The 12,713-nt window shown below is 60.3% G+C and carries 11 protein-coding genes; 3 read left to right on the top strand and 8 right to left on the bottom strand.

Going from position 1 to position 12,713, the window contains the following annotated elements; all coding sequences use genetic code 11:
• Positions 1 to 6: 6 nt before the first annotated feature.
• The 7 genes from AC13Q5_RS04310 to AC13Q5_RS04280 form a co-directional block, all read right to left on the bottom strand.
• Positions 7 to 171 (bottom strand): hypothetical protein, encoded by a 165-nt coding sequence (locus AC13Q5_RS04310; RefSeq protein WP_457882152.1) that lies wholly within the window; start codon positions 169 to 171, stop codon positions 7 to 9.
• A gap of 59 nt (positions 172 to 230) precedes the next feature.
• A complete protein-coding gene (locus AC13Q5_RS04305; protein WP_075852066.1) occupies positions 231 to 422 on the bottom strand; it encodes a hypothetical protein in 192 nt (63 codons plus the stop codon).
• Positions 423 to 560: 138 nt separating this feature from the next.
• Positions 561 to 1,451 carry a uracil-DNA glycosylase gene (locus AC13Q5_RS04300; RefSeq protein ID WP_488500921.1) on the bottom strand — a complete coding sequence of 297 codons (891 nt, stop codon included), beginning with the start codon at positions 1,449 to 1,451 and terminating at the stop codon, positions 561 to 563.
• Between the two features lie 54 nt (positions 1,452 to 1,505).
• Positions 1,506 to 2,795 carry an Hsp70 family protein gene (locus tag AC13Q5_RS04295; protein ID WP_488500920.1) on the bottom strand — a complete coding sequence of 430 codons (1,290 nt, stop codon included), beginning with the start codon at positions 2,793 to 2,795 and terminating at the stop codon, positions 1,506 to 1,508.
• A gap of 228 nt (positions 2,796 to 3,023) precedes the next feature.
• Positions 3,024 to 6,143, bottom strand: coding sequence for an efflux RND transporter permease subunit (locus AC13Q5_RS04290; protein WP_488500919.1), 3,120 nt, complete (start codon positions 6,141 to 6,143; stop codon positions 3,024 to 3,026).
• Complete coding sequence (locus AC13Q5_RS04285) at positions 6,140 to 7,372, bottom strand: efflux RND transporter periplasmic adaptor subunit (RefSeq protein WP_488500918.1); 1,233 nt, start codon at positions 7,370 to 7,372, stop codon at positions 6,140 to 6,142. Before AC13Q5_RS04285 ends, AC13Q5_RS04290 begins: the two co-directional genes overlap by 4 nt.
• 426 nt (positions 7,373 to 7,798) lie before the next feature.
• Complete coding sequence (locus tag AC13Q5_RS04280) at positions 7,799 to 8,587, bottom strand: SDR family oxidoreductase (protein ID WP_488500917.1); 789 nt, start codon at positions 8,585 to 8,587, stop codon at positions 7,799 to 7,801.
• Between the two features lie 293 nt (positions 8,588 to 8,880).
• On the opposite strand from AC13Q5_RS04280, the gene AC13Q5_RS04275 reads away from it, so the two are divergent.
• Together AC13Q5_RS04275 and AC13Q5_RS04270 are read left to right on the top strand one after the other, a co-directional pair.
• Positions 8,881 to 10,545 (top strand): electron transfer flavoprotein-ubiquinone oxidoreductase, encoded by a 1,665-nt coding sequence (locus tag AC13Q5_RS04275; RefSeq protein ID WP_488500916.1) that lies wholly within the window; start codon positions 8,881 to 8,883, stop codon positions 10,543 to 10,545.
• 6 nt (positions 10,546 to 10,551) lie between these two features.
• Positions 10,552 to 11,079, top strand: coding sequence for a GNAT family N-acetyltransferase (locus AC13Q5_RS04270; protein WP_083961295.1), 528 nt, complete (start codon positions 10,552 to 10,554; stop codon positions 11,077 to 11,079).
• Positions 11,080 to 11,163: 84 nt separating this feature from the next.
• Here AC13Q5_RS04270 and AC13Q5_RS04265 read toward each other — a convergent pair whose 3' ends face one another.
• On the bottom strand, positions 11,164 to 12,078 hold the full coding sequence (locus AC13Q5_RS04265; protein WP_457882146.1) for a DMT family transporter: 915 nt from the start codon (positions 12,076 to 12,078) through the stop codon (positions 11,164 to 11,166).
• Positions 12,079 to 12,222: 144 nt separating this feature from the next.
• Here AC13Q5_RS04265 and AC13Q5_RS04260 point away from each other — a divergent pair, with 144 nt between their 5' ends.
• Positions 12,223 to 12,696, top strand: a complete 474-nt coding sequence (locus tag AC13Q5_RS04260; RefSeq protein ID WP_488500915.1) for an Lrp/AsnC family transcriptional regulator — start codon at positions 12,223 to 12,225, stop codon at positions 12,694 to 12,696.
• Positions 12,697 to 12,713: the final 17 nt, after the last annotated feature.

The following is a 12,713-nucleotide window of genomic DNA, read 5'->3' as shown; positions in this document are numbered from 1 at the left end:
AAAATCTCAAAGCGGGATGCTGGCCGCGGCGATCCGGGCAGCGCTTGTGCTGCTGCACTCGTCCTTGCGAAAATTGCGCGCGCGCTCGAACTCCTCGGCGGCCCGCACCGCAGAGCCGATGTGCCCGACGGAATCGAACAGAGCGATGAATGAACGCAAACCCGATGACATGATGAAAATTCCGATACTTAAACGCTACGCTGAATTATCGCGCAATTCGCGCCCGCAGGTCAGCAGGCGCGGAAGTCGGCGAAAATGGCCGTCGGACGGCCGATGCGGGCGGAAACGCCTGTGCCTCGTGCAGTCATCTGCTCATTGGCAGCGATGCCGAGGTTGCGATGGCTGTTTGTGGCGCGCACAGGTTCAATGGCGCGTCGTAGTGTATCAAACCCGCAGTGAATAGGGCGAAAACGTGCAGTCATTGCCTTGGTTCCTTTCGAATTCCTCCCAAGACACCACTTATATTGCAGTGCAGCATAGATTCTGCAATGCACAGCAAAAGAAGACTGCCATGCTGAAAACGCATGACTAGTGTCATTCTCCGTTAATACCTGGTGGAATCAGCCTAATATTTCAGCGGCGATATAATTCTTGAAGGCCAGAAGATCGCTCCAGGCCAGGCGTTTGTTGATCGGCGCGGTCAGCAGTTCCTGCGGATGCAGGCTGGCGATGGCGGGGACAGTTCGTCCGAGAATGCTGATTTCCCGCCATTGTCCGCGCAATCCATGGATGGTTTCGCCACCGCCGAAAAAGTGGCGAGCGGTGAAATTGCCAAGCAACAGCAAAGCCTTCGGCTCGGCGAGTGCGATCTGTCGTTCTATGAAGGGACGACATATCTCGATTTCGGCCGGGGAAGGGGCGCGATTGCCGGGCGGCCGCCATGGAATGACGTTGGTGAGCATAATCGTATCGCGCTGCAGCCCGATGGCGGCCAGCATCCGGTCCAGCAACTGGCCTGCGCGGCCGGCAAACGGTGCGCCCTCGCGATCGTCGTCGGCACTCGGCATTGGGCCGATCACCATGATCCGACCCTCCGGCGTGCCGCTCGCAAAGATCGTCGAGCGGGCGCTGTTCTTGAGATTGCAGCCGTTGAAGGCTTCGATCGCAGTCTTTAGCTCGCTGAGAGAGCGCGCACTTTCGGCCGCGAATCGGGCCTGCTCCACGGCTTGCTCATCGGGAATGGCCGGCGCGGCGCGCGGCGGCGCGGCGGCTGCGGGAGATGCCGTAGGCTTTGCGGCCGGGCGGCGCTCGGGCTGCGATCGCGCGGCGGGTGCCGGAGCTTCCGTCCTGGGCTGCGCGGCACGTGCGCCCTGTCTTGCGGCGCGCATGGCTTCGAATTCGGCAAAGCGATCCACCGGCTGCTCTTCCAGTAGCCAATCGACGCCGGCATCCGCATGGAAATGCAGAAGGGCGGCAAGTTCGGCCGGTGTGAGGTCGCTGGCGGAAATCATGCGCGAACTCTATCCAAAGCGGCGCAGGAACGAAAGGGCAGGGTGGGCGCTATGTCAGGCCGTCCACTGGGCGATATCGTCGCGTTCGCCGATTAGGGCCAAACCATGGGCAATGGACAGCAATTCGCCGCCCGTCTCGATCCGCTCCTGGCCGAAGCGCTCCGTGAAGATGCGCCGCACCGCCGGCACGAAGGAGGTGCCGCCTGTCAGAAACACCTTGTCGATTGCATCGGGCGATGTGTTCGTCGTTGTCAGCACGTCGTCCAGCGCACTTTCGATGCGGGCGAGATCCTCGGCGATCCAGCTTTCGAAATCGGCGCGGCGAACATGCTTGCGGCCGGCCTTGCCGAGCGGCGGGAAGTTGAACTCCGCTTCTTCCTCGCTCGAAAGAGCCATCTTCGTTGCGGAGACGGCCTGATAGAGCGGATAACCCTCGTCGTGTTCGACCAGCTCGATGAAGGTTTCCAGCTTCTCCGGCTCCAGGCTGCTGCGCACCAGCGTCTTCAGGTCGGCATATTCGCGAGAGGTCTTGAAGATCGAGAGCTGGTTCCAGCGGCCGAAATTGGCGTAGTAGGAAGTAGGAACCTCCAGGAGCTTGTCGAAGCTCTTGAAGAAGCTGCCCTTGCCGATCGCCGGCGCGACGATGTTGTCGATCATCCGGAAGTCGAAATGATCGCCGGCAATGCCGACGCCGGAGTGGCCGATCGGCTTCGCCGTCAGCTTGCCGCCATGGGTTTCGAAGCGGATCAGCGAATAGTCGGTCGTGCCGCCGCCGAAGTCTGCGACCAGCACGGTCGCATCCTCTTTCAGATGCTGGGCGAAATAGAAGGCGGCCGCCACCGGCTCGTAGACATAATGGATTTCCGGAAAGCCGAACCGCGTGAGCGCAGCATTGTAGCGCTCCGTCGCAAGGGCGGGGTTCGGGTTGGCGCCGGCAAAATGCACCGGTCGGCCGGTGACGATGCGCGAAACGTTTTCCGGCCATCCCTCTCCGGCATAGGCACGCAGGCGGCGCACGAAGATCTCCATCAGATCCTCGAAGCTGTGGCGCTTGGCGTAGATCAGCGTGCCCTGGAAGAGGGCACTCGCTGCAAAGGTCTTGATCGACTGCAGGAAGCGACAGTCGCCGGGATTGTCGATGAACTGCCGGATCGCCGCATGCCCGGCCTCGACCTTGAGCGCGGCTGCACCCAGCCCAGGGTCCTTCATGAAGGAGAGCGCGGTGCGCATGCTGTCGGCGGTACCGGCCGCGCTGTTGAAGGCGACCGATTGCGTCGCGGGTCCATCAGCCAGTGCCAGAACCGTGTTCGTCGTGCCGAAGTCGAAACCAAGCGCCCGAGCCATGCCCGCACTCCCTTTCGTCGAAATTGTCTGGATTGGGGCCAAGCCCCTGATGAGACGCGTGACGCGCCCTGTCGCAAAGAGGGCGCGTCATGACATGGCTGGGCTTCAAGTTCAAGACATGGAGGTGGTTTTATTTTCGTTCGGCCGCCGCATCCGCAGACAGTATTTCACACGCATGCGTTTCGCTTTGCTTGAAAAGGAACGGGCGCCTTTCGGCGCCCGTTTTTGTCATTCCGCGGCAATCGCCGACGGCGGTTCCTTCTGGTGCGGGTCGTCGTCCTCGCGCCGGCCGAAACGACCGAGGAAGTCGCTCAGGCGGTTCATCTCAAGGAAGATGACCGGCGTGATGAACAGGGTCAAAAGCTGTGAAACCACCAGGCCACCAACCACGGCGATACCGAGCGGCTGGCGCAGCTCAGAGCTTGCGCCGCCACCGACCGCGATCGGCAGGGCACCGAGCAGGGCGCAAAAGGTGGTCATCATGATCGGGCGGAAACGGCGTACGCAGGCTTCGTGGATCGCTTCCGCCGGCGACATGCCAGTACTCGAGCGCAGCGTTTCCAGCGCCACGTCGATCATCATGATCGCGTTTTTCTTGACGATACCGATCAGCATCAGCAAGCCGATGAGCGCGATGACCGACAGGTCGAAGCCGAAGATCTTCAGCGCAAGCAGTGCGCCGAGAGCGGCGGCCGGCAGACCGGACAGAATGGTCAGCGGGTGGATGAAGCTTTCGTAGAGAACGCCGAGAACCATGTAGATCGTCAGCACCGCAGCGAGGATCAGGTAGGGTGTGCTGCCCTGCGACTGCTGGAAGATCTGCGCCGTACCGCCGTAGGACGTGAAGATGTCCGCCGGCATGTTAATGTCCTTCTTGATCTGTTCGATCTGTGCCGTGGCGTCGCCAAGCGCTTCGCCGGCCGGCAGGTTGAAGGATACCGTGGTCGAGACGAGCTGGCCGGTCTGGTTGATGGTCACCGGACCGGTGTTGCGCTCGATGTGCGCGAAGGCCGATAACGGAACCTGCTGGCCGCTCGAAGACGTCACATGGATGCGCGACAGTTTCTGGTCGTCCCAAGGCTGGTTCGCGTCATATTCGATGATCACGTCATAGCTGTCGCCGGTCGATTGGATCTGTGCGGCGGCGTAGTCGCTGAAGGCCTCTTCAAGCGTGGTGCGCAGCAGATTGTTGTTGATGCCGTAGGCGGCAGCCTTCTCCGTATCGACCACAATATTGGCCTGCAATGCGTTATATTGCGCGTCGGTGGTCACGTCGGTGAAACGTGGATCCTTGCGCATTTCCTGCAGCATCTTGTTGGCCCACTGGTTCGTCAGATCGGCGCTGAGTGCCTGGATGACGAGCTGATACTGGCTGGCCGTCTGGCGTCCACCGAAGCGAAGGCTTTGCTGAGGGTTGATGAAGACCTGTATGCCCGGGATCTTGGCGACGGCGGCGCGCATTTCGCGCAAAGTCTGGTCGAGCGGCGGACGATCCTTCTTATCCTTCAGCTGAGCATAGATCGTACCGTTGTTGAGTGTCTGGCGAGCGCTGGCGCCGACAACCGACATCACGTGCTCGACGGCAGGGTTTGCCTGGATCGCGGCAGCGGCCTGGTTCTGCAGGTCGCGCATCGCCGGATAGGAGATATCCTGGCGGGCGCGTGTGGAAATCTGCAGCCGGCCGATGTCTTCCTGCGGGAAGAAGCTGGCCGGCAGCGTCAGGAAGAGGTAGGCCGAGAGCGCGACCGAAGCAAGGAAGCTTCCAAGCACCATGTAGCGATGGCGAATACACCATTCCACGCCCTTGCCGTAATTGACCTCGGTCCAGTTGAAGCCCTTGTTGAAGAGGCGTACCGGCAGAGGAGGATGGCTGTGGGCGTTGGAGAGACGTGAGCCGAGCATCGGCGTAACGGTCAGCGAGACCACGGCGGACGAAACGATGGCGATGGCCACGACCATGCCGAATTCGTTGAAGATGCGGCCGACGACGCCACCCATCAGCAAGATAGGGATGAACACGGCGATCAGCGAAATAGACATGGAGATAATCGTATAGCTGACTTCGCCCGCGCCTTTGATGGCCGCCTGCAGCGCAGGCATGCCTTCTTCCATGTGCCGTAGAATGTTCTCCAGCATGACGATCGCGTCGTCCACCACGAGGCCTACCGCAATCGTCAATCCGAGCAGCGAGATATTGTCGACGCTATAGCCGAGCACATACATCATGCCGAAAGTAGATATGAGCGAAAGAGGCACGGCGAGGCCGGGAATAATCGTTGCCGTCACGTGGCCCGTGAACAGGTAAATGACGAGAACGACGAGACCGATGGTCAGCAGCAAGGTAAACTTGACGTCCGAGATGGCCTCGCGGATCGGCTGGGCCGAGTCGTTCATAACGGTCATTTTAACGGAAGCCGGCATTTCGGCCTGCAGCTTCGGCAGTGTCTTGTTGACGGCATCGACGACGTCGACGGTATTGGCATCGGGCTGGCGTTGAATGGCTAGAATGATCGCCCGCCGGCCATCATACCAGCTGCCGATATTCTGGTTTTCCACGCTGTCTTGCACGTCGGCGACATCGCCGAGGTGAATTGGCTTGCCGTTGGGATTGGCAATCACAAGTGTGCGAAACTCGTCGGCGTTGACGCGCTGCGTATCCGCATTGATCGTCATGCTCTGCGCCGCGTCTTGCAACGTGCCGACCGGGACCTGGTTGTTGGCGTTGACGACGGCTGTGTTGACCGTGTCGATACCGATGCCGCGATCCAAAAGCTTGTTGGGGTCGACGTCGATACGCACCGCGTAGGTCTGTGCCCCGTTTACGGTCACTTCGGCGACGCCAGGCAGTGTCGAGATCGATGGAGAGATGATGTTCTCGGCGATATCGTCGAGCTTGCTGCGCTGCAAGGTGTCGCTTTGTACGGCGATCAGCATGACAGGCGCGTCGGCCGGATTGGTCTTCCTGTAGCTTGGCGGGGTGGTCAGGTTGTTGGGAAGTTTTCTTTGCGCGGTCGAAATCGCCGCCTGCACGTCACCGGCGGCGGCGTCGATGTTGCGGTCGAGATTGAACTGCAGCACGATGCTGGTATTGCCAAGCGAGTTTGTCGAAGAAATTTCGCTGATGCCGGGGATCGTCTCGAACTGCTTGATCAGCGGCGTGGCGACCGACGTCGCCATTGTCTGTGGTGAGGCGCCCGTCAGCTGGGCCGAGACGTTGATCGTCGGGAAATCCACCTGCGGCACAGCCGCGACGGGGATGAGCTGATAGCCGGCGAGACCGGCAAGCACCACGCCGATCGCGAGAAGCGTGGTCGCGACCGGACGCTGGATACAGAAGGTCGGGATCATTGTTGCGCTCCAACTGCGATGGTTTCGGTTTTTCCATCATCGGCCGAAGCGACCTTCTCGTTTGGATTGTCGCTGAACTGCTCCTTGACGTCGGTGCCGTTGTTCAGTTGCGACTGGCCTTCGACAACGACATGATCGCCGACCGAAAGGCCCGTGGCGACGGCTGTGCGACCGCCATTGGCACGAGCAATTGTCACTGGCGTGATCTTGACCTTGTTGTCCTTCACCACAAAGGCGATGTAGCCGTCCGGCCCCGGGCTGACGGCAACGGTCGGCACGACGATAAGCTGCTCGTTGTCGGCAAAGTGAACCATGACATTCGTGGAGCGTCCCGGCCACAAGGCGCCGTTGGCATTCTCGAACGTTGCCTTTACAGCAATTGTTCCGGAAGCCTGGTCGACTGTGTTGTCGTAAAAGCTGATTGTTCCGGTACGAGGCTTGCCCTGTGCGGAACGAGGAACGGTGGTCACCTGGACAGGACCCGCGGCCAGCTGTTCCTGCAGTTCGCGCAGGTTGTTTTCCTGCAAGGTGAACTTGATGTATGCCGGATTATATCTGGCAATCGTGACGATTGACGTGCCGGCGCTGACATAAGCACCCAGGCTCAATTGAACATCGCCAAGCCGGCCATCATAGGGTGCCCGTATGTCGGTGTTTCCGAGCATAACCTGATCCGAGGCAAGTTGTGCCTGGTCCGCGCTGAGCGTGGCAATGGCGGCGTCGCGGGTCGCACGCGCTTCGTCGGCAGTCGCCTGAGTGCCGGCGCTGCTCGTGAGCAGGCTATTGGCACGGGTCAGCGCGGTCTCCGCTTGGGCAAGGTTTGCCTGGTCTTTCGTAATGTTCGCCTGGTCCTTGTTGACAGCAGCCTGTGCCGTACGCGGATCGAGCTTTGCGATCAGATCGCCGGCTTTGACCGTTGCGCCATCTTTCACCGCAATCTGCGTGATCAGCCCAGCTTCCTGCGCGGCGATCGTCGTTGAATCGATCGGCACGACCCAGCCGGTCGCGGAGACATCCATGGGAAGCGTAGTTTTGACGGCGGCGACCGTCTTTACGGCGATTGGGCCTGCCTGACGCTTGCTGCCGGCCTGCGCCGCCTTGCTAGAGTCTTTGGTCTCTGCCGAAGCCCGATCGACAAATGCGGAAAGGAAAGGAATACGGTCGCGATAGCCCCAGGCCACGAGGGCTGCGACGACAAGAAGGCCGAGGGGAAGCCAGAATTTTTTCATACTTAAAGAACCGGTCGGGGCTTGTTGCAGGAAGCGCGGTGACGTTGGAGTGTATTTATTGCGCCGCACAACAAAGACGAGCTTCGCCGCAATCCATACATCGCCGTTACCGCTAACGTTCGGTAATTCTGTCCCTTTAACGCGAATTCATGAACGCTGATGCCGTGCAATCTACCACAGTTCGGCACGACGAAAAATTAAAGCTTGGAAAGCTTTCGAATTGTTTCTGTTTGTGCAGTGCAACAATCAGTCAAATGACTATTTTTTGATTGCCGTTATGTAATAATCGAGCGGCAAAACAGCCTTGGGCGGTATTTATAGTGTGAATGCATGCTGTCGCGCGCATGGGAGTGTCGTCGGCACTCACGTAATTGTGTTGTCAGGCCCTCTTTGCAAGGGCCTGCACTCTGCTCGTCGGCAACGGCCTTAAAGTGAGCGGGCAGCTCCTCCATCGCAGCGGACCATGGTGCCTGTCACGTAGCTTGCCGGTTCGCTGCAGAGGAAGGCGGCCGTGGCGGCGAACTCCTCGATGCGGCCGTATCGACCGGCAGGGATGCGCTGCTGGCGCTCGGCGCTGACATCCTCCAGGCTTTTGCCGCCGCGCTTGGCCGCGGCCGTGTCGAGTTCGGCCAGTCGGTCGGTGGCGATGCTGCCCGGTAAAAGCATATTGACGGTGATGCCATGAGCCGCAACTTCGCTAGCCAGCGTCTTGCTCCAGCCGGCAAGGGCCGGGCGCAGCGTATTGGAAAGCGCAAGATTGGGGATGGGCTCGACGACGCCGGAGGAGGCGACAGTGAGGATACGGCCCCAGCCTTGTGCCTTCATGCCCGGCAAGAGCGCATTGGCCAGGCTGATGATCCGCGCCACCATGGAAATGAAATAGGTCTCCAGTCGGTCGGCGGTCATATCCTCTGTCGTCCCCGGTGTCGGGCCGCCGCTGTTGTTGACGAGAATGTCGATGCCCCCGAGCTTTTCGACGGCAGCCTTGCTGACGACATCCACGAAGTTCTCGTCGTTGAGGTCGGCCCAGATCCAGTCGGCGCGGCCCTTGCCTTCGGCATTGATCGCCTTGCAATTGCTATCCAGCCGGTCGCCGCTGCGGCCGCAGAGCAGCACATTGACACCCTCGCGGGCCAACGCAACGGCAATGCCGTGTCCCAGTCCCTTGGACGAAGCAAGCACAAGCGCACGTTTCCCGCCGATACGAAGATCCATTTTGATCACCCTTCATGCTATCCGGATTTCCCGGTTGAAACTTATAGAGTGCGGCAGGCCGATTTTGAAAGCGCATGGCGGGACGAAATCGGTAAATCTCGGTGAAATATTGACGTTAACGTAAGCGTAATTTAACTTGATAGCTACGTTGGGCGAATTGGAGGATTGCCTGTCGCTTCCCGGCTCGACAATCCTCTCTTGTTTTGACAAGAGATAAACGAAACGGGGAAGACGCCCAACGGGGATGAGGCTGCGATCCGATATCAAGGATGCCGGCCAAGCGGAGAGAGTGAATGACTGACGCGAGCGAGCTGCCGGAACGCGAGAGCATGGAATTCGACGTTGTGATTGTCGGCGCAGGTCCTGCGGGTCTGTCGGCTGCGATCCGGCTGAAGCAGATCAATCCGGATCTGACCGTCGTCGTGCTCGAAAAGGGTGCCGAAGTCGGCGCGCACATCCTGTCGGGCGCGGTGGTCGACCCGATCGGCATCGATCGCCTGCTGCCGGACTGGCGCGAGGAGGAGGGGCATCCCTTCAAGACCAAGGTCACGTCGGATCACTTCCTGTTCCTTGGCCCCGCCGGCTCCATCCGCCTGCCGAATTTCCTGATGCCGCCGCTGATGAACAACCACGGCAACTACATCGTCTCGCTCGGCAATGTCTGTCGCTGGCTGGCCGAGAAGGCGGAAGCCCTCGGCGTCGAGATCTATCCCGGCTTTGCCGCGACCGAAGTTCTCTACAATGACGAGGGCGCCGTCATCGGCGTTGCCACCGGCGACATGGGCATCGAGAAGAACGGCGAACCCGGCCCGAACTATACCCGCGGCATGGCGCTCTTAGGCAAATATGTGCTGATCGGCGAAGGCGTTCGCGGCTCGCTTGCCAAGCAGCTGATCGCCAAGTTCGATCTGTCGCGGGACAGCGACGTGCCGAAGTTCGGCATCGGCATCAAGGAGCTTTGGGAGGTCAAGCGCGAGAACCACAAGAAGGGCCTCGTGCAGCACTCCTTCGGCTGGCCGCTGGGCATGAAGACGGGCGGCGGCTCGTTCCTCTACCATCTTGAGGATAATCTGGTCGCCGTCGGCTTCGTCGTGCATCTGAACTACAAGAACCCCTATCTCTATCCCTTCGAGGAGTTCCAGCGCTTCAAGACGCATCCGGCGATCCGCGGCACCTTCGAGGGCGGCAAGCGTATTTCCTATGGCGCCCGCGCCATCACCGAGGGCGGCTGGCAGTCGGTGCCGAAGCTGACTTTCCCGGGCGGCGCGCTGATCGGCTGCTCGGCCGGCTTCGTCAACGTTCCCCGCATCAAGGGCAGCCACAACGCGGTGCTATCCGGCATGCTGGCGGCGGACAAGATCGCCGCGGCGATCGCCGCCGGTCGTGGCAATGACGAAGTGATCGAGATCGAGAACGAATGGCGTCAGTCGGATATCGGCAAGGACCTGAAGCGTGTCAGGAACGTCAAGCCGCTGTGGTCGAAGTTCGGCACTGCGGTCGGCGTGGCGCTCGGCGGCCTCGACATGTGGACGAACCAGCTGTTCGGCTTCTCCTTCTTCGGCACGTTGAAGCACGGCAAGACGGATGCCGCCTCGCTGGAGCCGGCGGCCCAGCACCAGAAGATCGATTATCCGAAGCCGGATGGCGTCTTGACCTTCGACCGCCTCTCCTCGGTGTTCCTGTCGAACACCAACCACGAGGAAGACCAGCCCGTGCATCTCAAGGTCAGGGACATGGCGCTGCAGGTATCGTCGGAGCACGATGTCTTTGCCGGCCCGTCGACGCGCTACTGTCCGGCGGGCGTCTATGAATGGGTCGAGAAGGATGGCAAGGAAACCTTTGTCATCAACGCCCAGAACTGCGTCCACTGCAAGACCTGCGACATCAAGGACCCCAACCAGAACATCAACTGGGTTCCCCCGCAGGGCGGCGAAGGACCCGTCTATCCGAATATGTGAGATGGAATGACCGATATAGCAGAGGACACCTGGGCGATCCGTTCGGCCAGAGCCGACGAGCTGCATCTGCTTGCTGACATCGAGATCGATGCTTTCTGGGCCTTGCATGAGGCCGGCGCGGTTGCCTGCGAACCCACATCGCTACCTCTTGACGTGCTGCAGCAATCTCTGGCGGAGCGGCTGCTGTTCGTCGCCGTGGACGGCGAGGACACGCCGTTCGGCTTCCTGGCCGGCATCCGCGAGGATGGCTCCGTTCACATCGCTGAAATCGATGTCGTCAGACGCTGGCAGAAGCGAGGTGTCGGGCGGCGGCTGATGGAGGCTGTGATTGAAGCGGCCAGAGCTCAAGGTGCTGCGGGCGTCACTCTAACCACAGACCGGCAAGTGGCCTTCAACGCGCCTTTCTATGCCTCAATGGGATTTCGCATTCTGGATGACGAGGAAAGGCCAGCCGTTCTCACACAGATCCTGGAGAATGAGGCTGCCCACGGTGCCGATCCGGTCAGACGCGTCGCAATGGCCCTTCGATTTTGATCCTTGCTCCATGAATTGCACCGGCAAACAGAAAGAGCGGCTCAGCATTTCGCTGAACCGCTCCATATCTCCGCAAGATGCGAATTAGTGCTGGACGGCCTTCCGGGCCAGCACACCCGTCGAAAGCGCCACCCCAAGTCCTGTGACGATTGCTGCGGCAATGCCCGCCATTCCGATTTCTTCACCGAGCAGGAAGCCGCCGCCGATCGTGGCGAGAACAGGGGTGATGGCGGTGAAGGCTGCGGCCTGCGTGCCGCCGAGAGCCTGGACGGCAAGACCATAGGCAAGCGTGGCGGCAAGGCCTGACAGCAGCCCCTGGCTGACGATCTGCAGGCCGATTTCCGGCAAAGGCACTGAAGTCAGCGAGCTGCCGAAGATGGTGGCCAATCCGACATGGATCAGGAAAGACCAGACGGCAATGATGGCACTCGACTGTACGGCGCTCAGCCCGGAGCGGCGGAAGGCGTGGGTGTAGGTTGCCCAGAGCAGGGCGGCCAGCGGCAGCAGCGTAAAGCCCTCCCAGGAAATCTGCACGCCATAGAGGCTGCGGGCAAGCAGGATGACGACGCCGGCAACAATGCCGCCAAGGCCGAGCCAGCGGGTGACATCAAGCCGTTCGCGGAACAAAAGCATGCCGATTAGGGCGGCAGCCAGCGGCATGGAGCCGCCGAGCAGGATGCCGGCCGAGGAAGCGGGCGTGAACTGGATGGCGAAGGTAGTGAGCTGGAAGAAGAGGGCGCCTGAGCCACAGACCATCAGCGCCAGCAGTTTCAGCGGCACGCCCTTCGGCAGCAGGCCCGTCCGCCACCAGACGGGAGCCAGCACCAGCGCCGGCACGCCATAGCGGATCAGGCCGAGATCGATCGTGCCCATCTGCGTTTCGGCCGTGTGGCGGGTTGCAAGGATCCAGTTCGCCCAGATCAAGACGGTGACGATGGCACCGGCATAGCCGACCATGGTGGGGGTTGCCTTGCGGGTGGAGAGAGACAAAGCGGTCATCGACATATCCTTTCCAACGATCCGGTTATCTTTCGAATGAGGAAAAGATAGCGCCGAAGGCCGAGGCATGTCCTTGCTAGTTATGGCTTCAAAATCATGCTATCAGCAATAATCTGCCAATATGGGCAACTGGATTTCCTGGAAATGCCAAAACTGGATAAATTCGATATTGCGATCCTCAACTGTCTGCAGGAGGACGCGCGCGCCACCAATGTCGAGATCGCCGAACGGGTGAATCTCTCGCCGTCACCCTGCCTCAGGCGCATTCGCAATCTGGAGAAATCGGGACTTCTGCGCGGCTATCGCGCCGATATCGATCGCAAGGAAGCAGGACTTGGCCTCACCGTTTTCGTGGAGCTCAAGGTCGGCCATCACTCGAAGGAGAACTCCGAAATGCAGCAGGCGGCATTGCTCGCCATTCCGGAAGTCGTCGCTTGCCATCTGATTTCGGGTTCGGCCGATTTCCTGGCGGAGGTCGTGGTGGAGGATCTGGCCGCCTATGAGAAGGTGATGTCGGAAAAGCTTCTGGTGCTTCCCGGCGTGGTCGATCTGCGCTCGAACTTCGCCATCCGCACCATCAAGACCAATGGTGCTCTGAAACTGCCACAGCCTGAATGAAACAGGCGGAGTGAAAA

Source organism: Martinezella sp. CNPSo 3964 (genome assembly GCF_057784375.1).
Note: the sequence above shows the minus strand (reverse complement) of the source record. Positions and strands in the feature narration are given on the sequence as shown.